23 protein-coding genes are annotated in these 25,053 nt (G+C 63.7%); 11 read left to right on the top strand and 12 right to left on the bottom strand.

Annotation, left to right across the window (positions count from 1 at the left end; all coding sequences use genetic code 11):
* Positions 1-26 precede the first annotated feature (26 nt).
* Genes vioE through O3300_RS04590 form a run of 5 tightly spaced genes read right to left on the bottom strand, consistent with a single transcriptional unit; the run spans position 27 to position 7,342 of the window.
* Positions 27-608, bottom strand: a complete 582-nt coding sequence (vioE, locus tag O3300_RS04610; protein ID WP_305052204.1) for a violacein biosynthesis enzyme VioE — start codon at positions 606-608, stop codon at positions 27-29.
* A 9-nt stretch (positions 609-617) separates the two neighbouring features.
* Positions 618-1,736 carry a tryptophan hydroxylase gene (locus O3300_RS04605; protein WP_305052203.1) on the bottom strand — a complete coding sequence of 373 codons (1,119 nt, stop codon included), beginning with the start codon at positions 1,734-1,736 and terminating at the stop codon, positions 618-620.
* Positions 1,736-3,025 (bottom strand): NAD(P)/FAD-dependent oxidoreductase, encoded by a 1,290-nt coding sequence (locus tag O3300_RS04600; protein ID WP_305052202.1) that lies wholly within the window; start codon positions 3,023-3,025, stop codon positions 1,736-1,738. The genes O3300_RS04605 and O3300_RS04600 overlap by 1 nt, the downstream gene beginning before the upstream one ends.
* Position 3,026: 1 nt before the next feature.
* Positions 3,027-6,038 carry an iminophenyl-pyruvate dimer synthase VioB gene (gene vioB / locus O3300_RS04595; RefSeq protein ID WP_305052201.1) on the bottom strand — a complete coding sequence of 1,004 codons (3,012 nt, stop codon included), beginning with the start codon at positions 6,036-6,038 and terminating at the stop codon, positions 3,027-3,029.
* Positions 6,035-7,342, bottom strand: a complete 1,308-nt coding sequence (locus O3300_RS04590) for an FAD-dependent oxidoreductase (protein WP_305052200.1) — start codon at positions 7,340-7,342, stop codon at positions 6,035-6,037. Before O3300_RS04590 ends, vioB begins: the two co-directional genes overlap by 4 nt.
* On the opposite strand from O3300_RS04590, the gene O3300_RS04585 reads away from it, so the two are divergent.
* On the top strand, positions 7,317-7,592 hold the full coding sequence (locus tag O3300_RS04585; RefSeq protein WP_150130958.1) for a hypothetical protein: 276 nt from the start codon (positions 7,317-7,319) through the stop codon (positions 7,590-7,592). The two genes, O3300_RS04590 and O3300_RS04585, sit on opposite strands and share 26 nt — an antisense overlap.
* Positions 7,593-7,884: 292 nt before the next feature.
* Here the strand turns inward: O3300_RS04585 and O3300_RS04580 are convergent, their stop codons facing one another.
* Complete coding sequence (locus tag O3300_RS04580) at positions 7,885-10,038, bottom strand: TonB-dependent siderophore receptor (protein WP_305052199.1); 2,154 nt, start codon at positions 10,036-10,038, stop codon at positions 7,885-7,887.
* A gap of 365 nt (positions 10,039-10,403) precedes the next feature.
* Here O3300_RS04580 and O3300_RS04575 point away from each other — a divergent pair, with 365 nt between their 5' ends.
* Positions 10,404-12,635 carry an NADP-dependent isocitrate dehydrogenase gene (locus tag O3300_RS04575; RefSeq protein ID WP_305052198.1) on the top strand — a complete coding sequence of 744 codons (2,232 nt, stop codon included), beginning with the start codon at positions 10,404-10,406 and terminating at the stop codon, positions 12,633-12,635.
* Between the two features lie 97 nt (positions 12,636-12,732).
* On the opposite strand, the gene O3300_RS04570 is transcribed toward O3300_RS04575, so the two are convergent.
* Genes O3300_RS04570 through O3300_RS04560 form a run of 3 tightly spaced genes read right to left on the bottom strand, consistent with a single transcriptional unit; the run spans position 12,733 to position 15,013 of the window.
* Positions 12,733-13,176 carry a DUF411 domain-containing protein gene (locus O3300_RS04570; RefSeq protein ID WP_099667723.1) on the bottom strand — a complete coding sequence of 148 codons (444 nt, stop codon included), beginning with the start codon at positions 13,174-13,176 and terminating at the stop codon, positions 12,733-12,735.
* A 57-nt stretch (positions 13,177-13,233) separates the two neighbouring features.
* Positions 13,234-13,620: a hypothetical protein gene (locus O3300_RS04565; RefSeq protein ID WP_305052197.1), complete on the bottom strand. Its 387-nt coding sequence runs from the start codon at positions 13,618-13,620 to the stop codon at positions 13,234-13,236.
* A gap of 49 nt (positions 13,621-13,669) precedes the next feature.
* Positions 13,670-15,013: a bifunctional diguanylate cyclase/phosphodiesterase gene (locus O3300_RS04560; RefSeq protein WP_305052196.1), complete on the bottom strand. Its 1,344-nt coding sequence runs from the start codon at positions 15,011-15,013 to the stop codon at positions 13,670-13,672.
* Positions 15,014-15,270: 257 nt separating this feature from the next.
* On the opposite strand from O3300_RS04560, the gene O3300_RS04555 reads away from it, so the two are divergent.
* A complete protein-coding gene (locus O3300_RS04555; protein WP_305052195.1) occupies positions 15,271-16,884 on the top strand; it encodes a hypothetical protein in 1,614 nt (537 codons plus the stop codon).
* 76 nt (positions 16,885-16,960) lie between these two features.
* Here the strand turns inward: O3300_RS04555 and O3300_RS04550 are convergent, their stop codons facing one another.
* Entirely contained in the window at positions 16,961-18,325 is a 1,365-nt protein-coding gene (locus O3300_RS04550) for an amino acid permease (RefSeq protein WP_305052194.1), read from the bottom strand.
* 153 nt (positions 18,326-18,478) lie between these two features.
* Positions 18,479-18,925: a thioesterase family protein gene (locus O3300_RS04545; protein WP_305052193.1), complete on the bottom strand. Its 447-nt coding sequence runs from the start codon at positions 18,923-18,925 to the stop codon at positions 18,479-18,481.
* A gap of 130 nt (positions 18,926-19,055) precedes the next feature.
* On the opposite strand from O3300_RS04545, the gene O3300_RS04540 reads away from it, so the two are divergent.
* Genes O3300_RS04540 through O3300_RS04530 form a run of 3 tightly spaced genes read left to right on the top strand, consistent with a single transcriptional unit; the run spans position 19,056 to position 21,236 of the window.
* On the top strand, positions 19,056-19,784 hold the full coding sequence (locus O3300_RS04540) for a GntR family transcriptional regulator (RefSeq protein WP_289914514.1): 729 nt from the start codon (positions 19,056-19,058) through the stop codon (positions 19,782-19,784).
* Positions 19,759-20,526: an SDR family NAD(P)-dependent oxidoreductase gene (locus O3300_RS04535; protein WP_305052192.1), complete on the top strand. Its 768-nt coding sequence runs from the start codon at positions 19,759-19,761 to the stop codon at positions 20,524-20,526. Before O3300_RS04540 ends, O3300_RS04535 begins: the two co-directional genes overlap by 26 nt.
* A gap of 17 nt (positions 20,527-20,543) precedes the next feature.
* Positions 20,544-21,236, top strand: coding sequence for an aspartate/glutamate racemase family protein (locus O3300_RS04530; RefSeq protein ID WP_305052191.1), 693 nt, complete (start codon positions 20,544-20,546; stop codon positions 21,234-21,236).
* Here the strand turns inward: O3300_RS04530 and O3300_RS04525 are convergent.
* Positions 21,233-21,703, bottom strand: coding sequence for a heme-degrading domain-containing protein (locus O3300_RS04525; protein ID WP_034786432.1), 471 nt, complete (start codon positions 21,701-21,703; stop codon positions 21,233-21,235). The two genes, O3300_RS04530 and O3300_RS04525, sit on opposite strands and share 4 nt — an antisense overlap.
* A gap of 94 nt (positions 21,704-21,797) precedes the next feature.
* Between O3300_RS04525 and alkB the strand changes: the two genes are divergently transcribed.
* From alkB to O3300_RS04500, 5 genes are all read left to right on the top strand, one after another.
* Positions 21,798-22,460 (top strand): DNA oxidative demethylase AlkB, encoded by a 663-nt coding sequence (gene alkB / locus O3300_RS04520; protein ID WP_305052190.1) that lies wholly within the window; start codon positions 21,798-21,800, stop codon positions 22,458-22,460.
* A gap of 90 nt (positions 22,461-22,550) precedes the next feature.
* Positions 22,551-23,480, top strand: coding sequence for a GTP cyclohydrolase FolE2 (gene folE2 / locus O3300_RS04515; protein ID WP_305052189.1), 930 nt, complete (start codon positions 22,551-22,553; stop codon positions 23,478-23,480).
* Positions 23,481-23,504: 24 nt separating this feature from the next.
* The gene (locus O3300_RS04510; RefSeq protein WP_180278775.1) at positions 23,505-23,672 is read left to right on the top strand and encodes a hypothetical protein; all 168 of its coding nucleotides are present in this window, start codon (positions 23,505-23,507) and stop codon (positions 23,670-23,672) included.
* 100 nt (positions 23,673-23,772) lie between these two features.
* Entirely contained in the window at positions 23,773-24,591 is an 819-nt protein-coding gene (gene blaOXA / locus O3300_RS04505) for a class D beta-lactamase (RefSeq protein ID WP_305052188.1), read from the top strand.
* Positions 24,588-24,983 carry a hypothetical protein gene (locus tag O3300_RS04500; RefSeq protein ID WP_289910258.1) on the top strand — a complete coding sequence of 132 codons (396 nt, stop codon included), beginning with the start codon at positions 24,588-24,590 and terminating at the stop codon, positions 24,981-24,983. The genes blaOXA and O3300_RS04500 overlap by 4 nt, the downstream gene beginning before the upstream one ends.
* The last annotated feature ends 70 nt before the right edge of the window (positions 24,984-25,053 follow it).

Raw genomic sequence — 25,053 nt, 5'->3', positions numbered from 1 at the left:
CGGCCCTTGCGCGCGCCACGTCGTGGTCAGGTGTTGCAAGACGTAAAGACGCTGTCCGGAATGTCGCCGACAAACAGGTTGGGGAAGTCGCGTACCGAAAGATGCTGCGGGTCGTTGCCCGTGACCATGCGCAGCAGGCGGTTGCCGCCGGCCTCCAGGTAAAAGACCGATGACGGCTTGCCCGTCCGCTCCACTACCCAGGCGTCCGCCTCCCGGCCCAGCACGGTGTGGCGGCCGTCGTGGCGGGCGCCGCCGTCCGCCAGCACCGCTTGCGGCAGGAACAGCTCATGGAACGGGATCACCTCATCGGCCAGCGCCGTGCCCTGCAGCTGCTCGCCGGTGGCTTGCGCTTGCCTCGCGTAGGCCACTTTCTGCTTGCGGCTTTGTTCACGCCTGGCGTCGCCGATTTCCGACATCCACAGCAAGTGTCCATGTTCCTTTTCCGACCAGGGGTTGAACAGGCCATCGATGCGGCAGATGTTGCGCGCATAGTCGAACCAGCAATAGCCGGACGTGACCTGGTCGTCCTCTTGCATCGGCGTCCAGTAGGAAATGTAAGCGCTGCTCCATTGCATTGGCAGCAGCGGCGGGGCGACATGTGTCGGCATGGCAGCTCCCTAGCGGCCCAGCGCGTAGCCGAGGCTGGCCATCAGCGCTTCTTGTAGCGACGGCAAGTCCTTGCGGCGGGCGTCAAAGCTGGTGGTCAGCTCTGCATTGCTCAGTCCGATACGTTCGCCCACGCTTTCAAACCACAGGCGGCTGCTGTTGGCGTGCTCCTTGAACAATTGCATCAGGGGCACGGCGCGGGTATTGAAACTGTCCAGGGCGGCGGCCGTGCTGGCTTCGGTATCGAGGATTTTCACCAGCAGCAAGGCTGCCACCACCGCCATGGTGGTGCCGTGGCCGATGGAAAAATGCCCCGATTGCAGCGCATCGCCCAGCAGCACGAACTTGCCGTCGCAGGCCCGGTCACGGCTGAGAGTCATGAAGTTGCGCCAGCCCTGGCCTGGTTGGCTCTGCAGCCCGTGTTCACCGAGTTCGGCTTTGAACGTCCTGGCGATATACGCGGCGGCATCGCGCTCGGAAAGCGCTTCCAGCCCGGCCTTGGCGTACGTTTCTTCGCTGCATTCGACGATGAAGGTGCTCATCGTGTCCGAGTATTTGTAGGCATGGCCGATGAAAATGCCTTGTTCATTGCTGCGGAACACCAGGTTCATCTGGTCGAACAGCTGGGTGGTGCCGTACCAGATGTATTTGTTGCGGCCGAAATCGATGTGCGGCGCCAGGGCTGGCGGCAAGTCCAGCGATTTGTAATTGACGCCATTCGAGACCACCACCAGGTCGTACTCGGCTTCCAGCTGCGCCTTGTCGTCTGGCGGCGTTTCGTAGCGGATGGCGATGCCGGCCGCCACGCACTTGGCGCGCAGGGCTTGCACCAGGGCCTGGCGTCCGACGCCGCACAGGGTAACACCCGTGCTCATCAGGTTGGGCTGGTCGTGATGCACGAGCTTGAATTCTTCCAGGAACTGCGGATTGAGTCGTTCCGGCTGCTCCAGGTAAGAGAGTGGATTGGCGGGATGGCGCGGCGGCCGTCCGGGCAGCACCACGCCCCAGCCCAGCACTTCCTCCGGGGTATTTTTTTCCGTAATGCTGATATTCCAGCCGGGCTGGGCCTGTTTCATCTGGCTGGCGAAGAGCAGGCCTGCGGGGCCTGCGCCGATGACGAGAATGTTCATTAATTTACCCTTCCAAGTTTGTACCAAACGTTTTGTTTCTTCTGGATTTGCTGCAATTCATCGTAGGGAACCGATGTGAAGTACAGTTTCTCCGCCATGTCCGGCGGATAAACACGGGGGAATTTCTTGTGCATGTAGCGCGTGTAGCGCGTCTGCAGGAAGAAAATCAGATTCGGGTTGCTCAGCGCTTCATAGTTGGCGATCGCCATGTCCTGCATGGCGTCCGCCTGCACCTTGCGCTGCTGCGTGAACTCGGACAGGGCAGGGCCCAGGGCATTGCCGTGCTTTTCCAGCAAGGAAACGAAGACGTGGACGTCTTCCAGCGCCATGTTCATGCCTTGTCCGAGGAACGGGGCGGTGGCATGCGCGGCATCGCCGATCAGCAGGATATTGGCCTTGTAGTGGAAGGTGCTGGAGCGGACGTTGATGAGGTCGTTGCTGGGCAGCGCCATGAACTGGTCGAGCATCTCCTTGCGGCGTTCCGGCGGCAGGCTGCCGAAGTAGCGGCTGAAGAAGTCGGCCATGGCTTCGCGGTTGAGCGTGCCCAGGCTGGGCGTGCCGGTGTAGGGCAGGCACAGGGCAAAGCTGATGCTGCCGTCCGGGATGGTGGCGGCGCGGCCCGCAAACAGGCCCTTGGAATCCATGCCGAAGAAGTACAGCAAATCCTTGCGGAAACCGAGATCTGCCGCGTGCGGCAACACGAGAGTCTTGTAGCCGTGGCGGAAATAGCTCTGCCTGAACTCGAAACGGCGCATGCCGCTTTGCATGGCGCGCCGCACGGCCGAGTGGGCGCCGTCGGCGCCAATGACCAGGTCGCCATACAGCTGCTGCACGGCGCCGTCCGGGCCCTGGACCAGCACGATCTTTCTTTCCAGATCGACATCCAGGCATTTATGCTCAAAGTAATACTTCACTTCGTGCTTGACGGCATGCCGGTTCAGCAGGCGCTGGAAGGCCGTGCGGTCCAGCGACAGGGGAAACAGGCCTTCGAGCGGCGTCAGTTCGCGTATCCGGTGCCGGCCGCCCACGCTGAATGCCATGCCGACGATGGGTTCGCCGCACTGGTCGAGCTCCTGTTTGCTGATGCCAGCTCCCAGGACGGCCTTGATGCCGCGCACCGTCATGCTCACGCCGATGGCGCGCGAGTTGACCGGGTCGGCGTTGGCGGCATTCTCCAGCAGCGGATCGCCGCGTTTTTCGATGACGTGGACATCGTGCCCCCGTTGCGCCAGATAAATGGCGCTGAGGCTACCTGCCAGGCCTCCGCCGACGATAATGATTTTATGCATTTCAGGCCTCTCTTGACATCTTTCCCCGAGATAAATCGGTAAGTTGCTGATTAAAAAACTCCAACATTTCTATCGGCGCCATGCCGATGACATCGCTCTCCAGGCTGCGCGCGTACTGCGCCAGCGCCAGGCACTTCTGCGCCAGCATGTCGCAGCCCAGGCTGTAGTCGCTGCTGACCTGGCTGCTGACCGGTTCGGGCACGGGCGGTCCCGCATGGCGGCCGGGCACGCCCGATGGCATGTTCATCAGGGCCGCCGACAGGGGGCGCAACAGGCCGGTCATGATGTCGATGGAGGCGTTCATCAGGCGTGAGCGGCGCAGGCTGCCCAGCGGCCGCTGCGCGAAATGGTGGGCCATCAGCAGGAAGGTCAGTTCGTAGCAGCCTTGATACAGCTGCATCAGCGCGCGCGCCGTTTGATCCGTCACCACGCTGCAGTCCGCCCGCGCTTCCAGCACCGGATTCTTCAGCGCCGGCAGCGCCGGCTCGAACGGCTTGCCGCAGGCGGAGAACTTGCCGGCGACGGTGCGCAGCCGCTGGAAGTGCGACGAGGCGAAATGCGGCGAATCGACGGCCACGCCTTCGCCCTGCTCGGTGACGAAGTCGATGGCGAACAGCGCGCTGTCGCGGTCGGACACTTCCAGCTGGTAGCCGGGATAGGCGCGGTTGGTCAGTTCTTTCAGGAACAAATGGTGTTCGCCGCCGCGCTTGCCGCCGCCGCTCTCGAACAGGCCGGGCAGCTCGGCTACGGCCCGGCGGATCGCGATATAGAAGGTGGCAATCGATTTGCCGGGCGTGGGAATGTAGTCGGGCCATTCGAAACGCACGAAACGGGCCAGTACGTGTTCGGAAAATGGCTCGAATGCAAATTCCGTGTCCAGGCCGAAACGCTGGCGCGCCTGCTGGCCCAGCACCGGGGTGCCTCTATGGAACGGTTCGCCGAGCGCCATCAGCACATTGTTGACCAATAAATAGTGAATCATTTCTTCGTGGGCGATTTCCAGCAACATGCCGCGCGTGCCGCTGTTGCGCCGCCGGTCTTCGGCGCCGCAGGCCAGTTCCAGCTCGGCCGGCAGCCAGCGGCCCGCCTGCACCAGCGCCGCCCCTTGCGCATAATTGGGAATGGAATACGCGGCATACAGGTATTGCAGCATGAGCGACAGTTCCAGGTCGATGGCCTTTTTCAGCTCGTCGATCAGTTCCGCCTTGCTGCCGATGGCGTGCGGCGTGGCCGGTGCCGGCACCGCCGCCTTGGCCTTTGCCTCGACCTGCGTCAGGTATTTCAGGAACAGGCGCGATTTTGGCAGCGACAGTTCGCGCGTGCTGGGCATGTAGTAGCTCTTGTCGCGGTTTTGCGGATCGCACATCTGCCACATCAGGCGCGCATATGTTTCGCACTTGCACTGGTCCGCCAGGCTGAAGACTTTGTCCGACATGAAGGGATACACGAGCTCGTAGTAACTCATCACATGCCGGTAGAGGAAGGCGTAGTCGACCTGTTCTGCCGGTACGTCGTCCAGATGCCAGTCGTCGGGCAGTACCCGCACGCCGAGGTACTGTTTGTGCTTGCCTGTCCCCAGCACGATGCGGGTCGCGCCCGGCTGGCGCCCCGTCAGGGTCAGTGCCGTGTAGCCGTGCCCGAGCGGCGACGGCTGCTGCTCCACGGCCAGCAGCGCGCCGTCTTCCGCCTGCGCCAAGGACGGGGGCGCCGCCAGCTCGCCGCGGAAGCGGCTTTGCACGGTGATGGCCTGCGGGAATGCCTCGTGCTTGTTGCGGTTCGGCGCTTCCAGGTACAGCTGGTTGCTGTCCGATTGCGATACCCAGTCGGCCTCGTCCCACTGCGCCTGCGCGCTGCCCAGGCTGAGCGAACCCGGGGCGGGGGCATGTTGCAGCGGCAGGTCGAAGACGCCGTGATGGCGCCAGTGGTCGCGGTACAACTGCTCGGGAATCCGCGCCAGCAAGGCGCCGGAGTCATCCTGCAGCAGCAGGTCGCCGAGCGCCTGCTTGCCGCCCAAGGCATGCGTGGGATGCTGTTCCGAGACGGCGTCCGCGTCGCGCGTGGTGAAGGGGATGGCGGTCGGCATGTTGAACGAGACGCGGTCCGCATGCAGTTTCACCAGCACCGGTCCCAGGCTGGCCTGGCGCGGCTGCAGCAGGCGGCCGGCCGGATAGGTGGCCAGCTCGTCGCGCCGCCACAGGCCGATGCTGCCGGCCAGGTCGTAGAACACGGGCGAGTCCGGTTTTTGCGGCGTCGACATATTGAACAGGCAATACTGCACCGTCAGGCCCAGCACCTCGTCGTCGGCCAGGGCTTGCTGTAAGGCATGCATACTGGCCGGCAACGGTAGCTCCGCATTGAACAGGAAATGCGGGTCTTGCTTGGACACGGAGAACTGGAACAGCCTGGAGCGGCCGATTTCCTCGTCCAGGAAATGCCCGCTGCGTTCCGTGATATGGCCGCTGCCGAGCCAGCGCACCGAGTGCGCCTGCGCGATGTCGGCGGTAAACAGCGTGGGTGTGTTGGGTGTGGCCAGCTTGTCGCTCAAGGTGAACTGGCCCGCGTAGATCAGCGTGGTGTCCGGCTGGGCCGGGTTGTTGTCGATCCACCTGGCGCGGTTGAAGGTCGTGCGCAGGTACTCGTTGTAGTGGCCCCACAGGCCCAGCTTGGCGCCCACCAGCGGGTCTTGCGTATCGATCTCGCCATCGCGCAGCTGGACGCCCGTGATCCTCGCGTTTTCCCACGAAAAATGATTATTCCCGCAAAAATTGTGGCCTGCCGCCAGGCTGAAGATGCCGTCCGGATCGGGCTTGCCCTTGGCGTTGAAGCGGGGGGCAAGCTGTTTCAGGTGCGCATGGAATTCAGCCGGCGGCCGGCTCAGGTCGACAGGCTCGCCCGCCATCGATACCGTGTTCGTGGCGATATAGATGTTGCCGTGCGTATTGCGATTCCCCGTCGGCACATTGGCGCGGGCAAAACCCCGAAAATGCAGACGGGGGAAGTCAAGTAGGCTCATGCGCGCTCGGTCGAGGAAGTGATGAAGGTATCGTTGGCGGCGGCGACGTCTTCCCGTTGATCTAGTCGCTGCAGCAACAGGCCGCTGGCGTGCTGGGCGCTGATCAGGCTGCCTTCCATCCAGCCGCAATGCGCGGTATAGGCATCCGAGCAAGAGATGATGCCGTCCCGGTGCAGCAGGACGGCCGGGTGCTCGGCTTCCGGTTCCACGCAAAACTCGACGCCATGCGGCCAGAACTTGTGGAAGTGCGCCTTGATGGGCGGCAGCGGCTGGCCATCGAGCGGCAGGACGTCTTCCAGGTGGCGGCGGACGCGCTCCAGGTACACGTCTTCACCGAGTTCCAGGCTGTCCCGCCAGTAGGTGGCGCTTTTGCTGTCGGTGTAGAACAGCACATACTTGTCGCTCTTGAAGTAGACCTTGCGCAGGGGATTGGCCGCCATCAGCACCTTGTCGGTCAGCCCCAGCTCTTCCCACCAGGCCGTGTCGAACGTGAGGAAGCCCTTGAACAGGGGCAGCGAGTCGTACTGGAACGGGCTCCAGGCGTTCGGGAAATCCAGGTTCAGGCGCGGCATGGCGGACGGCGGGATGGCCATCACCAGGTGGCGCGTGCGGTGCATCTGCGTGTCGCCCTGGTGGCTGAAGGCGAGCACATGATCGGCGCCGGATTTTTCAACGGACAGCAAGCGGTGTTCCAGGCGGAATTCCACCCCGGCGGCCTGGGCCTGGTACTGCAGTTGGCACAGCAACGCGTGGTAGCCGTCGGTGGCATAGCGCCACTGGTTGGCGGCGTTTTCCGTAAAGTGCTGCGTTTCCGGGTGTTTCTTGATGATGTCGTAGGCCATGGCCGCCGACACCATCGGCAGCAGCAGGGCGTCATAGCCGGTCGCCTTGATGATGTGGGTGGCCTTGGCGGCGCCCAGGTAATGGCTGAAGAATTCGAGGAAGGAGTCGTTCGGATGCTCCTTGAGCATCGGGCTCAGGCCATGCAGCGTTGCCTTCAGCTCTTCCAGCACGCTGTCGTGGGAGATGACCTCGGTGAACGGGTAGACGGCATGCGGCAGTCCGCTGCCCTGCATCAGTTGCTGGAAGTGCGGATGCAGCTGCGGCGAGTAGCGGGCGGCGCCGAGTTCGGCGATTTCCTCGCCATCTATTTTCCGCGACTGGATGCGGCCGCCGACGGTGGGATTCAGGTCGAAGACCCGGATGCGCAGCTTCCTGCTGGCGGCGGCGTCGATCAGGCGGTTGGCGCAAGTCAAGCCGCCTATGCCGGCGCCTACGATGCAAATGTCAGAATACGTGCTCATACGAAATTCCTTTTTAACGTTCATTAATCAAAAAGCTGCAAAATCGCTAGCAAAAGTTTCCCCTGCACGTGTAGGCAAGGGAGGTGGGACGCTGGGTGTTACCGCACTTGGCGAGCGTTATCGGCTGGGGAATGAAGAGCCTGGCGAGAACTGGCGTTGTTTCTGGAATGGTCGATTCTTGGCTGCAGAGTTTCTGTTTCAAATCAAAGATGGCACCGACAGTAGCCCAGGCATCGGGCAGTCAATTTGATAAATATCAATGTAGTTGTCGTTCGGTGTTGCGTCCTTGTCGACGCAGCGAGGCAGGCGGGATGGCGGCGGCAGTGCGCCGGGCAGTGGCAGGGAGGTATGGAATGCAGTGCGGTGCGGCGTATCGAGCCGCTGCGGGAGTGTCGCCGTTTGCTGATGATGCCAGGACCAGCGGTGGATCCTGGCGCCATCGGCGGTGGCTTGGTCTGCTTATTGCTATATTTATTGTTTCTGACTTTGCGGCTGGCGCGCAGTGCATGCGCCAGCCGGGCGATGCCGGATGCCGGCGCCCGTCAGAAATCCACGGCGGCCGACAGTTGCACGCTGCGGGGCGCCGATTGCGAGACGGTGCCATACGAAGCCACGCCGGCCCAGTAATGGCGGTCGAACGCGTTCATCAGGCCGCCGCGCAAGGTCGTCGCCTTGCCGGCGATGGCCGTGCGGTAGCGCAAACCCAGGTCCACCTTGGTCCATGACGGCACCGACTGCACATTCGTCTGGTCGACAAACTGCTTGCCGGTGTAGCTGACGGCGCCCGTGGCCGTCAGGCCGGGCCAGTACGGCACATCCCATTCGCCGCCCAGGTTGGCCATGGACGTGGGCACGCCCACGGGGCGCTTGCCCATGGTGGCGGCGTTGTTGGTCTTCACCAGGCGCCCGTCGAGCAAGGTGATGCCGGCCAGCAGGCGCACGGCCTTGCTGGCGGCGCCCGACAGGTTCAGTTCCAGGCCCCGGTTGCGCTGCTCGCTGTCCATGCTGTAGACCTTGCCATACAGCTGGCCGCTGGGTTTCGTCACCTGGAACACGGCCAGGGTCGCCAGCACCACGCCGAAATCGGCTTTGGTGCCCACTTCATACTGCTTGCTCTTGTAGGGCGCGAAGACCTGGCCCGCGTTGTCGGCGATGTTGGGCGCGATATCGCCCTTGCTCAAGCCCTCGATATAGTTCGCGTACAGCGACACGTGGCGCAATGGCTTGACGACGATGCCGGCCAGCGGCGTCAGGGCGCCCTGCTTGTAGTGCGTGGTCAGCGCGCCCGTCGTCGCATGGTAGTTTTTCGCTTCGACCAGCTGGCGGCGCACGCCCAGGGTCAGCTGCACGCGCTGGTCCAGCATGTCCAGGGTGTCGGCCACGGCCAGGCTGGACAGGGTGGAGGCGGACAGCTTCGGCGCGCGGGCCGGGGCGGCAATGCCGGGGTCGGCCACGGCGACAGGGTGGTAGATATTCGAGGTGATGAGCTTGCCGGAATTGCTCACGCTGCCAAATTCGTCCTGGTAGACATTGCCCATCACGACCAGCGCATGCTCGACGTCGCCCGTGCGAAAGCGCGCGCGCACGCCCGTGTCCGCGCTGGCGCGCCGCACGCGGAATTTCCAGTTCATGGGCGTGACCGTCATGTCGCCCGCCGCGCTGGTGATGGTCGGCGTCTGGTCCGAATAGCGCGACACGTCGGAGCGCGTGCCGCCCACGTCGGCAAACACGGTGACGTTGTCGTTCAGGTCGTATTCGACCTTGCCCAGGGTGGCCAGGTCGTTGGACTTCCACCAGCCCCAGGATTGGGCGATGTTGCGGCGGCCGTCGGGCGCTGCCGGCACGGGCAGGCGCGCGGCCACGAGGAAGGGGCGCGTGGGCGCGTCGATCCATTGGTATTGCTCGATCACGTCGAGCGAGGCGCGCAGCCGCTGGCCCTGGTAATCGAGGGCGATGGCCGCCACTTCCGCGCGCGACGTCTGGTGGTCGAGCGGCGTCTTGCCCTGGCGGTGCAAGCCATTGACGCGGATGCCGAAACGCCGTTCCTCGCCGAAGCGGCGGCTGACGTCGATGGCCGCGCCAGCCTGCGAGCCCGCGCCGTAATCGACGGTCAGGCGCGTCAGGTCGCGCGGCAAGGAACGTTTCGGCACGGCGTTGACGACGCCGCCCACGCCGCCGTTCGGCGACATGCCGTACAGCAAGGCGGCCGGTCCCTTGAGCACTTCCACGCTCTGCAGATACTCCGTAAATAAATGGTAGTTGGGCGAGACGCCATACACGCCGTCGAACGCCACTTCGCTCAGATTGCCCTCGTTGAGGGGAAAGCCGCGGATGAAGAAGGAATCCGTGACGCCGCCGATCTGGCCCGTGAAGCGCGTGGACGGGTCGCCGCCCAGCACCTCGGCCAGGGTCAGCGCCTGCTGGTCCAGCATGCGCTGGCTGGTGTAGCTGTTGACGCTGAATGGCGTATCGAGCAAGTCTTTTTCGCCCAGCATGCCGGCGCGCGCGCTCTTGGCGATCTGTCCGCCGGCGTCCGCTTCGGCTTGTCCGTTGACCAACACGGTGGCGAGCGGGGCGGATGCATCGGCCGTCGCCTGGGCGATCGCCTGCGGCGTCACGCTGGCGACGAGCAGGCCGGCGAGGATCAATCGGGTGGTGAGGTGGGGGCGGGCGAGTCGGGAATGTGGAATGGGCATCAGGGGCAAGCGTATAAAGTTGATAGGGAGGAATTGCACACAGGATATTATAAATGAGAATCATTGCGATTTATAATGATTAATATATTCATTGCCGCCACGGCCACGTACATGCCGCGCGCATGCCTGGAGGGCATTTCAGCGCGGAAAATGACCATCCTGGGCCTTCAGATCCGGATATTTGCTGTCTTATATAAGATTCGTCGCCATCTGATACACAAACAGCGGCAGGACAGTCTAAAATACGTGGTGGGCAAGCACGGCGTCACCGCCGGCACACTAGCCGTCCAAAGCAAGGCTAACCGTCCTGTGTTTGGAATGAAGAAAGTTAACCACCAGGCATCACCGCATACAAGGGAATGAACATGGCAACACAAAAATCCAAAATCATCTACACGCTGACTGACGAGGCGCCGCTGCTCGCGACGTATTCCCTGCTGCCAATTATCAAAAAATTCACCGCGCCGGCTGGCGTGGACGTGGTCGCCAGCGATATTTCGGTGGCGGCCCGTGTACTGGCTGAATTTCCCGAATTCCTGACGGACGCGCAAAAAGTCCCGAACACCCTGGCTGAACTGGGCAAATTGACCCAGAGTCCGGACACCAACATCATCAAATTGCCGAACATCAGCGCCTCGCAAGGCCAGCTGATCGCCTGCGTGCGCGAATTGCAAGGCCGTGGCTACAAGCTGCCGGATTACCCGGAAGATGCGAAGACGGACGAAGAGAAAGCCCTGAAAGCCCGCTACGGCAAGTGCATCGGCAGCTCGGTCAACCCGGTCTTGCGCGAAGGCAATTCCGACCGCCGCGCACCGAAGGCCGTCAAAGAGTACGCACGCAAGCACCCGCATTCGATGGGCGAGTGGAGCCAGTCGTCGCAAACGCACGTGTCGCACATGCACCATGGCGACTTCTACCACGGCGAAAAATCGCTGACGCTGGAAAAGGCGCGCGACGTCAAGATGGAACTGGTCACGGCCTCGGGCAAGACCATCGTGCTGAAACCGAAGGTTTCCCTGCAAGCGGGCGAAATCATCGACAGCATGTTCATGAGCAAGAAAGCGCTGCTGGAGTTCTACGAGAAGGAAATCGACGACGCCTTCAAGACGGGCGTGATGTTCTCGCTGCACGTCAAGGCGACCATGATGAAGGTTTCGCACCCTATCGTTTTCGGCCACTGCGTGCGCATCTTCTACAAGGACGCGTTCGCCAAGCACGCCGAACTGTTCGACAAGCTGGGCGTGAATGTCAACAATGGCATGAGCAACCTGTACGACAAGATCGAAACGTTGCCAGCGTCGCAAAAGGATGAAATCCTCAAGGATCTGCACGCTTGCCACGCCAACCGTCCGGAACTGGCCATGGTCGATTCGGCCAAGGGCATCACCAACTTCCATTCGCCGAACGACATCATCGTCGACGCGTCGATGCCAGCCATGATCCGTATCGGCGGCAAGATGTGGGGCGCCGATGGCCGTCCGAAGGACGTCAAGGCCGTCATGCCGGAATCGACTTTCGCGCGTATCTACCAGGAAATGATCGGCTTCTGCAAATGGCATGGCAACTTCGATCCGAAGACCATGGGCACCGTGCCGAACGTGGGCCTGATGGCGCAGCAAGCGGAAGAATACGGTTCGCACGACAAGACGTTTGAAGTGCCGGAAGGCGGCATCGCCAACATCACCGACCTGGAAACGGGCGAAGTGCTGCTGACGCAAACGGTGGAAGAGGGCGATATCTGGCGCATGTGCCAGGTCAAGGACGCGCCGATCCGCGACTGGGTCAAGCTGGCCGTCACGCGCGCGCGCAACTCGGGCATGCCTGCCGTGTTCTGGCTCGATTCCTACCGTCCGCACGAGAATGAAGTCATCAAGAAGGTACAGGTTTACCTGAAGGAGCACGACACCAAGGGCCTGGACATCCAGATCATGTCGCAAACGCGCGCCATGCGTTACACCCTGGAACGCGCCTTCCGCGGCCTGGACACCATCTCGGTGACCGGCAACATCCTGCGCGACTACCTGACCGACCTGTTCCCGATCCTGGAACTGGGCACGTCCGCCAAGATGTTGTCGATCGTACCATTGATGGCCGGTGGCGGCATGTATGAAACGGGCGCCGGCGGTTCGGCACCGAAACACGTCAAGCAACTGGTGGAAGAAAACCATTTGCGCTGGGATTCGCTGGGCGAGTTCCTGGCCCTGGCCGTGTCGCTGGAAGACATGGGCATCAAGACGGGCAATGCGAAGGCCAAAATCCTCGCAAAAACCCTGGATGAAGCCACCGGCAAGCTGCTGGACAACAACAAGTCGCCATCGCCACGTACCGGCGAGCTGGACAACCGCGGCAGCCATTTCTACCTGGCCATGTACTGGGCGCAAGCCCTGGCTGCGCAGAAGGACGATGCGGAACTGGCAGCGCATTTTGCGCCGGTGGCCAAGGCCCTGGCTGACAACGAAGAAAAGATCGTTGCCGAGCTGAAAGCAGTACAAGGTAAGGAAACGGATATCGGCGGCTACTACCTGCCAGATCCGGCGAAGACGGAAGCCGTTATGCGTCCTAGCGCCAGCCTGAATGCGGTGCTGGACAGCATCTGATGCAGTCTTGACAGGCAGTAAGTTCTTGATTGCTGCCTGATAGAAAAACGCCGCCGGAAGCGATTCCGGCGGCGTTTTTCATTTCCGTGCAGGTTTTTTACTTGTAATGCTTGTAGACCTCGGTGCTGCCATTGTTCTTGACCAGCAAGACGTCATACGCATCCTTGCGCGGTCCTTCCATGCCTGGCGAGCCCATCGGCATTGCCGGCACGGCCAGGCCTTTCGCCTTGGGTTTGTCGCGCAGCAACTGCTTGATCTCGCTGGCCGGCACATGGCCTTCGATGGCGTAGCCGTTGACGAGGCCCGTGTGGCAGGAGCCGAGCGCGTCGGGAATGCCGGCCAGCTTGCGGTATTGCGCCGGCATCTCGACATTTTTCGCACGGACCGTAAAACCGTTCGCTTCCAGGTGCTTGATCCAGTCGGCACAGCAGCCGCACGAGGCGCTCTTGTAGACTTCGATGACGGGCAGGGCCGCCATGGCGAACGTGGGCAGGCCCAGCATGGCGGCGAAGGCGCCGCGCAATAAGAAATGTTTGATCATGTGTTGCTTTCAGACGGAATAGGGCTATCGTGGCCACCTTGGTGGCTTGCTTGGGATCTAGGCGGAAAGCGGCCGCGGCGGCCGGCGCGGGCCGTCGGGAATGAATCCCGTCAGCAAGGTGGCCGCAGCGATGGTGACTTGTTGTGCGCCGCTGCAGGCGGCGGCAGGCAGGGCCAGGCCAGGCGGCATCAGCGCGCCCAGGCAAAAGCTGGCGCAGGCGCCGCACGCGGGGTGCTTGGCAGGGGTCTTGTCGTCTTCCGGCGTGCCGGCGTCGTGCGGGATGGCGAAGGATGGCGCAGCGTGATGCTGGCAAGCCGCTGTCATCGCGACGGCAGGCACGGCAGCGAGCGGCGCGCATAGCCGCGTGGCTCCCGCAGCGGCCGCTTGCAGCGGCACCGCCGCGATCAGCAGCAGGATCAGCCATGTTTTGAAGAGTCTTAGCATCGCCGGAAAGTATAGCATAGGGGCAACTGCCGCCAGGAGCGGGCGTCCGCTAGCGCGAGGCGGCGGCTAGCATTTTCGACGCGTACATGGCCCGGTCCGCATGGCGCAGCAGCAGTTGCATGGTATCGCCGTCTTCCGGATAGTGGGCCACGCCGATGCTGACGGCGATCTGCAAATGCTGTCCGTTGCCCAGGTGCAGCGGCGCAGCTAGGGCCGCGTGGATCTTTTGCTCGATCAGGCTGACGTCGGCCGGTGCGGCATTGCTTTCCAAAAGCACGACGAATTCATCGCCGCCCATCCTGGCCAGGGTGTCGGTTTCGCGCATGCAATCGCGCAGGCGGCTCGCCACCGTTTGCAGCAGCAGGTCGCCACAGGCATGGCCGTGGTCGTCGTTGACCCGCTTGAAGTTGTCGAGGTCGAGGAACAGCAGCGACAGCCGGCCTTCCTGGCGGTGCGCGCGCGCGAAGGCCGTGTGCAGGCGGTCGTGGAACAGGCGGCGGTTCGGCAGGCGGGTCAGTTCGTCGTGCATGGCCATGAATTGCATCTGCGTCTGCAACTGCCGGCGCTCGATGGCGGTGGCAAGTTGCTTGGCGACAAATTGCAGCAAATCCTGGTCCTGCTCCGTGCCGATGACGGCATCCTGGCCGCCTTGCAAGGCCAGCGCGCCGATGCTGCCCAGGGAAGAATACAGCGGCACGGCCAGCCAGCACGAGGACAGGGCGCAGGCCGCCGTTTGCAGCGCCGCCGGCAGGCCGGCCAGTTGTCCCGCCTGCAGCAGCAGAGGGCGGCCGCTGCGCAGGACTTCGTCGCACAGCAGGCTGGCCAGCGACGACGTGGGCTGGGGCGCGCTGTCGTCGGCATGCGAGGTCATGGGAGGCTGGGCGCCGTGTTCGTCATGCAGCAGCAAGGTCAGGCTGCGCGTGGGCAAGTGTTCGCCGATGATGTGCTGGATGCGGTGCAGCAAGGAGGACAAGTCTTGCGTCGCCTGCATGGCTTCGGAAATGGCGTACAGGGCGGCCTGCTTTGCCTGCGCCTGTTTCAGCAGGGTGACGTCGCGCGCCACGGCCACGCGCAGCTGGTCGGCGGCGGACCAGCGGGCCGACCACATGATGTGCGCCAGGCTGCCATCCTTGCGCAGGTAGCGGTTCTCGAAGTGTGTCTGCGCATGGCCATCCATGATGGCGCGCGCGGCGGCCAGGGTGCGCGCGCGGTCGGCCGGGGCGACCATGTCGAGCATGAGCTTGCCGATCATTTCCTGCTGCGTATAGCCGAAGATGCGTTCGCAGGCGGCGCTGACGAAGACGAAGCGCCCCTCCACGTCGACCATGCACACGGCATCGAGCAACAAGTCGGTAAAGCTGGCCAGCGGCGCGCGCAGAATCTTGTGTTCCATGGTGGCATTTTAATGGACATTCCCGGCGGTGATTCAACTTGTTGGGGGTAGGCGAGGTCGGCGGCATGAAAATGTTTCATTTCCCCGACGCTCATGCTTTTCCGTTTCTTGCCGTTAATGCAGTATTGCCATGCAGTACTTGCCATCACGCCAGATAACGTGACGCAAGGTTTGCCTGGCGCCAGGTAATTGCAAAATACTTAACCATATCGAACTTTTATGATGCATCTTCTCTCCATTTGCAAGGTGACAGCGCCATGACCTCCATTTCTCCACTGTCCAGCTGGAACAGCGCCCCGTCGCGGGCTGCCGCCGCCACGTCGAACCGCGCGGAGGCGCCAGCGCCGTCGCCCGTATCGACGCCATCGTCCATCGTCGCTCTCAGCCCGGAAAGCGTGAACGACGGCAAGCCGGCGGCGTTCGTCAAACCGCCGATGGTGTGGGAAAGCGCGACGCGCGACAAGGTGAGCGAGGCGATGACGAAGAGTTTTTCTTCGTACGCGTTTGGCGGCCGCTTCAGCGGCCTGGGCGCGGCCATGCTGGGACAAGCCAAGCTGGGAAACTACAATTTCTCGCAGGCGATGCGGCAGCCGCCGCCGAGCACCACGCCGAACATCTATGCGGCGTCCGGCATCGCGCCCGGCAGCCTGCATGGCAATGGCGAAGACCGGGTTTCCCTCAGCATCACGACGAAGAGCGGCGTGGAAGTCAAGCTGTCGCTCGACAGCCAGGGCGACGGCCTGGCCGTGAACATGACGACCAGCGGCGACCTCAGCGACGCTGAAGCGAGCGCCCTGGGCGAGCTGGCAAAAGGTTTCCAGGAAGCCATCGACGGCATGGGACAAAGCACGCCGAAAATCAAGCTGGAAGGCTTGATGCAGTTCGATCAGCAAGTGCTCGAGTCGGTGAAGCTGCATGCGGAAGTCAAGGTGCGCGGCGAAACGGAAAGTACTCAAACCCTGGATTTCCAGGCCGATGGCGTGCAGCGCAAGGTCAGCTTCAGCGGCGAGGCCGGCAGCCTGGACCTGAAGGTCGATGCCAGCGCGCTCAATACCCTGGGCAGCCCCGAGCGGCAAGCCAAGGCGCTGGGCAGCTATATGAAGCAATTCGACCAGGCGGCATCGCGCGGCCATGGCGACGCGGGCCTGGTGGCCATGCTCAAGGATAGCTTCACTGCCTTGCACAGCAATACCGCCGCGCCGCAAGTGGCCACGGACAATCCCGAGACGGGCAAGTGGCGCCTGGCGGCCGAGGACAAGTCCATCCTGACGGGGCTGGCCGATTTCAGCGCCTCCGTGTCGCAGACCGTGAAATTCAGCAATCCCATGCGCAGCGCGGAAAAGGATGGCTTCAATTATGAAGTGTCGCAGAAGACGGAGCAGGCCGGCGCCCGCCAGGACGAGCGGTCGATCAGGCAGCAGCAGCAATCGAAGCTGAGCGCCAGCTACCACCAGACGCTGGTCCCCGGCGTGCCGCTGCGCCTGCTGGACAACACGGAATCGCAGAACTATACCTACCACCAGATCGAGGATACGGCCAGCAGCGAGGCGCAAGTGGCCTACAAGGATGGCAAGATGGTGAAGGCGAGCTTGCGGCAGGAGGGCAGCCAGTCCGAACACGTCATGAAGTATTTCCTGGGCAAGCTGCAATCGGACAAGACCACGCCGGGCAATTTCTCCGTGCTGCGCGACTTGCTGCCCGTGCTGGGGCCGTACAAGTCGGGCGAGAAGGAGATGACGCCCGAAGCGCGGCTGGAACAGCGCAAGCAGGCGCTGCTGACCTTGAGCGACGAAGTGCTGCTGCAGTCGTATGCGGGCCAGACCATCAGCCTGTGGCAAGCCGATGTGCCGCCCGAGGAGGCGGTCCGTTAATTGCCCCTTGCCTCATATTAAAAAAAGCCCGTCTTCCTGCGAAGACGGGCTTTTTGTTTGATGCGGCGCAAACAGCTTACGCTTTGGCCTTGCTTTGCTTGATCCAGTAACCGACGCCCAGCGCGGCGAGCCACACGGGGATCAGGTAGACGGAAATGCGCAGGCCCGGCGTCAGGTACATGATCACCAGGATGCCGGCCAGGAACGCCAGGCACAGGTAGTTGGTGAACGGGTAGCCCAGGCTCTGGAACAGGGTCGTCTTGCCTTCGATTTTTTTCTGTGCGCGGAAGCGCAGGTGGATCCAGCTGATCATGGCCCAGTTGATGATCAGCGCCGACACCACGAGTCCCATCAGCACTTCGAACGCTTCGCCCGGCATGAAGTAATTGACCACCACGCACGCACCCGTCGCCAGGGCCGACACGCCCAGGGCGACCAGCGGTACGCCGCGGCGGTTCAGGTGCAGCAGCGCGCGCGGCGCATTGCCTTGCTTGGCCAGGCCGAACAGCATGCGCGTGTTGCAGTACACGCCGCTGTTGTAGACGGACAGGGCGGCCGTCAGCACCACCACGTTCAGGGCCGTGGCCACCAGGTTGCTGTCGAGCGCATGGAAGATCAGCACGAAGGGGCTGCCGCCGGTGACGACGTTTTGCCACGGGTACAGCGACAGCAGGATGCCCAGCGCGCCGATGTAAAAGATCAGGATGCGGTAGATGGCCTGGTTGGTGGCGCGCGGGATCGTCGTGCTCGGGTCATCCGCCTCGGCCGCCGTGATGCCGACCAGTTCCAGGCCGCCGAACGAGAACATGATGACGGCCATGGCCATCACCAGTCCCTGCCAGCCATTCGGGAAGAAGCCGCCGTGCTGCCACAGGTTGGCCACCGACGCCTGCGGCCCCGCGTCGCCGGAGGCCAGCAGGTACGCGCCGAAGACGATCATGCCGATGATGGCGACCACCTTGATGAGGGCGAACCAGAATTCCATCTCGCCGAAGGCCTTGACATTCAACAAGCTGATGGCGTTAATCACGCAAAAGAAGACGAGCGCCGACACCCAGGTGGGCACGCCCGGCCACCAGTACTGCACGTAGATGCCGACGGCCGTCAGTTCGGCCATGCTGACGAGCACGTACAGCACCCAGTAATTCCAGCCCGACAGGAAGCCGGGCAGGTGGCCGCAATATTTGTCGGCAAAGAAGCTGAAGGAGCCGGCGACGGGTTCGTCGACCACCATCTCGCCCAGCTGGCGCATGATCAGGAAGGCGATGACGCCGGCGATGCCATAACCCAGCAGCACTGAAGGGCCGGCCATCTTGATGGTTTGCGCGATGCCCAGAAACAGGCCGGTGCCGATGGCGCCGCCCAGGGCGATGAGCTGGATGTGGCGGCTTTTCAGGCCGCGCTTGAGCTCTTGTGGTTCGGTAATCCCGACTGCCGTCATATGTTTTATCCTGTTTTTACGGGGCTGAGGTCGCTGATTCTAAAGCATGAATGGGCAAATCAGGAGCGAAATGCATGTTGCACTGCGGAGGCGCAAGAAAAGCCCCGCATCTTCGCCGAACGGCGCGCAAAACGGCGGCCCAGGCGTCCGCTTTTACGCGCCGGCCGCCACGATGGCCGGTTCGTACGCGGCCAGGAACTCGGGCGGCAGGCGGCGCGCGCGGCCGCTGCTCAATTCGATGCAGATCAAGTCCCAGCGTCCGCGCACGACGGTGGCGCCGTCGCTGTCGCGGACCAGCTGGAAGCGCCGCTCCATGCTGGAACGGCCATCGCTGGCGCACAGCCAGGTGGCCAGGGTCAGCGCTTCGCCGGCCCGCGTCGGCAGCAAATAGTCGTATTCGCCGCGGCGTATCGCCATGGCCCGGTCCAGGCGCCGGTAATCGTCCAGGTCCAGCCCCAGGGTGGCCGAATGGTGCCAGGCGATATGCTCGCACCAGCGCACGTAGACGGCGTTGTTGGTGTGCTGCAAGCCGTCGATGTCGCCCGGTTCTGGCGTGACGGGCAGGGTATGGGCGTGCGGATAATCCCAGTTCAGGAGCATTCCTTTCGATACGGTGGCCGCTGATTGTACGGTCTCGCGGCGCTTCCTGTCTGCGGCGCACGCGTGGAAAAACACTGTTTTTCACATTGATGTATGATGCATCATAATTTATCAGCGATCAAAAACACGCATGAACCATCCATTGGACACTCTGCTGCACGTCAATCTGGGCAAGTCCGTGTACGCCATGCTGCGCGAAGCGCTGGCGGCCGGGCGCTTCCAGCCGAATGACCGGCTGCGCATCCGCGAACTGGCGCAGCAGCTGGGCACCAGCGTCACGCCCGTGCGCGACGCCATGCTGCAGCTGGTGCAGGAAGAGGCGCTGGTGCTGCGCTCGCCGCGCGACTTCCGCGTGCCCGTGCTGAGCGTGGCGCGCTACCTGGAAATCCGCGCGCTGCGCCTGGAACTGGAAGGACTGGGCGCGGCGGAGGCGGCGCAGCGCATCGACGCCGCGACCCTGGCCGACCTGGAACGCCTGCTGCAGGCGAACGAAGAGGCCATCGCACGGCACGACCTGGCCGCGGCGCTGCAATGCAACCAGGCGTTTCACCTGGGCCTGGCGCAGGCGGCCGGCATGCCGACCTTGAAACGCTTCGTCGACCATCTTTGGATGCAGACGGCGCCCCTGATCGCCGCCGGCTATGCCAGCTTTTCGCCCGACATGCGGGTGGGCCACCACCACGCCATCATCAGCGCGCTGCGCCAGCGCGACAGCGGGGCCGCGCGGCGCGCCATCGAGCAGGACATCCTCGACGGCGGCACGCAGATGCTGGCCTACGTGATGCGCCAGGAGCGCATCCACGCCGGCACAACCGAAGAAGACAAGGAAGAACATGACGCACATCAAGCACAAGATTGAACAGAACTTGGAACAGAAAACCGCCATCGTCACGGGCGCCAGCCGCGGCATCGGCCATGCCGTGGCCGAGCGCTTCCGCAGCCTGGGCTGGCGGGTCATCACCGTCTCGCGCAGCCCGATTCCCGGCGGCTGCCCGCGCAGCCAGGAGCACAACACGCATGTATGCATGGATTTGTCGGACCTGAGCCAGATCGGGCAGATGGTCGAGACGCTGCGCCCCATGCTGGGCGACGCCAAATTGCACGCGCTGGTCAACAATGCGGGCGTGTCGCCGAAGGGGCCGGGCGGTTCGCGCGTCAATTCGCTGACGACGGACATGCAGACCTGGCAGGAAATGTACAACACGAATTTCTTTGCGCCGCTGGCGCTGACGCGCGGCTTCGCGCAGGAATTGTCGAACGCGCGCGGCTCCGTCGTGAATCTGTGCTCGATCGCCGGCTACCGCGTGCATCCGTTTGCCGGTTCCGCCTACGCCAGTTCGAAGGCGGCGCTGGCGTCGCTGACGCGCGAAATGGCCAACGACATGGCGCCGCTGAACGTGCGCGTGAACGCCATCGCGCCGGGCGAGATCGACACGGCCATCCTGTCGCCGGGCACTTCGCACATCGTCGACACGCAAATCCCCCTGCGCCGCCTGGGCACGACGGCCGAAGTGGCCGATCTGGTGGAGTTCCTGTGCAGCGAGCGCGCCTCGTACATCACGGGCGCGGAAATCCCCATCGATGGCGGGCAGCGTATTTAATTGAAAAGGAAGATCGCATGACACAACATATCGGCATCGTCGGCTGCTCGGCCGAAGGCGCGGCCCTGTGCTACCGCACGATCTGCGAAGAGGGCGCGCATGCGCTGGGGCCATATGAACACCCGGAAGTATCGATGCACACGCCGCCGCTGGCGCGTTACGTGGATTGCCTGAATGCGGGCGACCTGGCAGGCGTGGCCGAACTGATGCTGGCGTCGGCGCGCAAGCTGGCCGCCGCCGGCGCCGATTTCCTGATCTGCCCCGACAACACCATCCATCAGGCATTCGAGCTGATGGCGCCCCGTTCGCCGCTGCCATGGCTGCATATCGCCGACGTCGTGGCCGCCGAAGCGGCGGCGCGCGGTGTCCAACGGGTGGGCTTGACGGGTACGCGCTGGCTGGTCGACAGTGCCGTCTATCCGGACAGGCTGGCCGCGCGCGGCATCGCTTGCGTGCGGCCCGGCGAGGACGAACGCAGCGAGATCAACCGCATCATCATGGAAGAGCTGGTGCCGGGCGTGGTCAAAAGGGACAGCGTGGCGCGCTTCCAGGCCATCATCGCCGGCCTGCGGGAGCAGGGCTGCGATGCCGTCATCCTCGGCTGCACGGAGATCCCGCTGATCATCAGCGACGCCAATTCGCCGCTGCCGACGCTCGATTCCACGCGCTTGCTGGCGCGCGCCGCCTTGCGCCGGGCGCTGGAAACCTAGCGTTCCAGCTGCGCCTGCAGCGCGGCCACCACCAGCGCGTGGTCGTCCGCCTGCGCCAGGCCGGAAACGGTCACCGTGCCGACCAGTCCCACGCCGCGTATCAGCAGGGGGAACGCGCCGCCATGGCCCGCGTACTCGATGTCATCGAGGTATTTCACGTCTTCGAAGGTGCTGCCGCGGCTCTTGTACGAGATGCCCATGTAATAGGAACTGCGGCAAAAGCGCTGCACCGTGTTGTTCTTGCGGCGTATCCAGTCCGCCTGGTCCGCCGTGGCGCCCGTCATGGCGTGGTGGAACAGGATCTGACCGTTGCGCGTGATGTTCACGGTGACGGCCTTGCCCCGCTTGCGCACTTCCTCGACGATCCACAGGCCTACGGCCAGCGCGGCGTCGTTGTCGAAGCGTTCGAATTGCAGGGATTCTTCCTGTTGCGCCAGGGTTTGCAGCAAATCGGCGTAATGATCCATCGTGGAGGAGGGCGGTAGTGGCTGGAAGCGCTACTGTAGCGCACCATGGGCCGGCCGCGCGCGCTTTTTCCGTGGCGCGGCTAAAATAAGCGGCATGAACCTGTCCCTGTTTGCCGATGAAGACCAGATCCCGGCCGGCCCGGTGCCGCTGGTGCCAGGCTCGCGCGCCTCGATCCTGCTGCGCGGTTTTGCGCTGCCGTACCTGCACGAGCTGCTGCCGGCGCTGGACGCCGTCGTGCTGGCGGCGCCCCTGCGCCACATGGCCACGCCGGGCGGCTTGCGCATGTCGGTTGCCATGAGCAATTGCGGCCCCCTGGGCTGGGTCACGGATGGGCGCGGCTACCGCTACACGCGGCACGATCCTGCCAGCGGCCTTCCCTGGCCGCCCATGCCGCCCGTGTTCCTGCGCCTGGCGCGGCAGGCGGCGCTGGCGGCCGGCTATCCCGACTTCACGCCCGACGCCTGCCTCGTCAACCGTTATGCCCCCGGTGCGCGCATGGCCCTGCACCAGGACCGCGACGAATGCGACTTCACCGCGCCCATCGTTTCCGTCTCGCTGGGGCTGCCCGCCACTTTCCTGTTCGGCGGCGCCGAGCGGGCCGACAAGGCGGCGCGCATCGCCTTGCTGCATGGCGACGTGGTGGTGTGGGGCGGCGCCGACCGCCTGCGCTTTCACGGCGTGGCGCCCCTGAGGGAGGGCGAACACGCGCTGCTGGGCGCGCAGCGCATCAATTTGACGTTTCGCAAGGCCAGCTGATCCGTCAATACACCCATTAATGCAAGGCACTTGCAAATGCGGCCGTTTTTCTCCATGATATGCAACTTGTTTGCATATGGAGTGTTCAGCATGAAGCGCGATCCGATTTCCTTGCCCCTGCCCGACGTGGCGGCCGGCCCCCATCTGGGCAATCCCTTGCCGCTCGAGTGGGTCGGCATGCAGGGCATCGCCTTGCCCCTGTGGCTGGAAGAGGGCGGGCAGGCGCAGCAAGTGCATGCCTGGGCCGACGTGCAGGTCGACTTGCCCGACCCGCACGTCAAGGGCATCCACATGTCGCGCCTGTATCTGCTGCTCGACGCGTTCGCCGCCGCGCAGCCGCTCGATGCGGCCGCGCTGGCCGCCGTGCTGCGGCGCATGGTGGACAGCCATGCCGATTGCGGCAGCACGCAGGCGCGCCTGGCGCTGGCGTTCCCCCTGCTGCGGCGCCAGCCGGCGCTGCTGACGGCGGGATTGTCCGGCTGGAAATCGTACCCTGTGCGCCTGCAGGCCAGTGTTTCTCCGCAGGGCTTTGCCTTGTCCTTGACGGTGGAGATCGGCTACTCGTCGACCTGTCCGTGCTCGGCGGCGCTGGCGCGGCAATTGCTCGCCGACGCCTTCGCGGCGCGGTTCGGCGCGGGCCCCATCGATGGCGCGGCTGCGCGTGAATGGCTGCGGGAACACGCGAGCCTGGCCACGCCGCACAGCCAGCGCAGCACGGCGACGGTCACCGTGCCCTTGACGGAACAGGCGGAACTGGACCTGTTTCCCCTGATCGACGTGGTGGAAGCGGCGCTGGCGACACCGCTGCAGACGGCCGTGAAACGGGCCGACGAGCAGGCGTTCGCGCGCCTCAATGGTGCTAACCTGATGTATGTGGAAGATGCGGCCCGCCGCGTACAGGCGGCGCTGGCGCCATTGGTGCCACCGTATGCGCGGGCGCGTGTTACCGTACGGCATATGGAAAGCCTGCATCCGCACGATGCCGTGGCGCAGGCGGGCAAGCTTGCCGGAGATTGGTAGTCAACCACCGTGGAGGAGGGCAACATGCCGGAGAACATCGAGCGGGACGTCAACGATGACAGCCTGGAAGAGGAACTGGAGCGCGAACGGCGCGAGCATGCGCTGATCGACGAGGAAAAGCTGGGCATGGACGAGCTGGAAGAGGAGCACCTGAAGCGGGAACGCCAGCCCGGCGGGCCGGCGGGGCGCTAGCGTCAGGCGCGGGAGTCAAGGCGGCGCGATCATCGCTGGCATCGCGCGGCGCTGCCCGGTACAATTTCGCTTTGTCCTGCTCCCCCAACCCCGGAGGCCCATGAAATATCGCGCATTTTTCCCGTTCATCCTCGGCCTGACAGGCGCCGTCCTGGCCGCCTCGCAAGCCCAGGCCGCCACCATCTGCACCGCCATGGCGGACGCCAAAACGGGCACCGTCTTGTTGCAAGAGGGTAATTGCCTCGACCGCGTCACCCCCGCCTCCACGTTCAAGATTGCACTCAGCCTGATGGGCTATGACGCCGGCTTCCTCAAGGACGAGCACAAGCCGACCCTGCCGTACCGCCAGGGCTATGTGGATTGGGGCGGCGAAGCGTGGCGCCAGGAGACGGACCCGTCGCGTTGGATGCAGTATTCCGTCGTCTGGTATTCGCAGCAGGTCACGCAGGCGCTGGGCGCCGAGCGCTTCCAGAAATATGCGAAGGCTTTGCGCTATGGCAATGCAGACGTGTCGGGCGATCCGGGCAAGGACAATAGCCTGGAGCGCTCGTGGATCAGTTCTTCGCTGAAGATCTCGCCGCTGGAACAGCTGGGCTTTCTGCGCAAGCTGGTCAACGATCAGTTGCCAGTCAGCAAACAGGCGATGGAGCAGACGCGCCGCCTGACCCGCCTGGCGGACGTGGGCGGCTGGCAAGTGCATGGCAAGACGGGCGCGGCCTTCCCGCGCAAGGCCGACGGCAGCTTTGACGAAGCGCATGGCTACGGCTGGTTCGTGGGCTGGGCCAGCAAGGGCGAGCGCAGCATCGTGTTTGCGCGCCTGGTGCAGGACGAACAGAAGGGACAGCAATCCGCCGGCTTGCGCACGCGCGACGCCATGCTGAAGGAATTGCCGGCCCTGCTGGAGCAGGCGCAGAAGTGACGGCCAGCATCGTCGCCGCCACCTTCATCGCTTCCGACGGCGAGTATCTGGAAGCCGTCATCGAGGTGGAGGGCCAGCGCCTGCACGTGATGGACGAGTTCGGCGGCGGGCAACTGGCCGCCGGCACGCAAGTCCGGCTCGAACTGTGGCCCATGACCAGCGAACAGGACGACTGGGACGCCATCTTCGGCGCCAACCCCGGCTGTGTAAAGGGCGTGCGCCGGCTCGATGGCTGGCGCTACCTGGCGCTGGGCGTCGTGACCCAGGTCGATCCCGTCATCTGCGATTGCGGCTTGCTGCAGCTGGAAAACCCGTTTACGACGCATGATGCGCGCTGCGTGGGCGCGTATGTCGGCGTTACGCTGGCGCGCCTGGATGCTTGCCTGGCGTAAAATCCGGCCCGCTTTGTTGCCCGCCCTATATACTTGCTGAAACGGATCATCCGGCATCAGACAAGGTTAC

Source organism: Janthinobacterium sp. SUN206 (genome assembly GCF_030587305.1).
Taxonomy (GTDB): Bacteria; Pseudomonadota; Gammaproteobacteria; order Burkholderiales; family Burkholderiaceae_D; genus Janthinobacterium; species Janthinobacterium kumbetense.
Note: the sequence above shows the minus strand (reverse complement) of the source record. Positions and strands in the feature narration are given on the sequence as shown.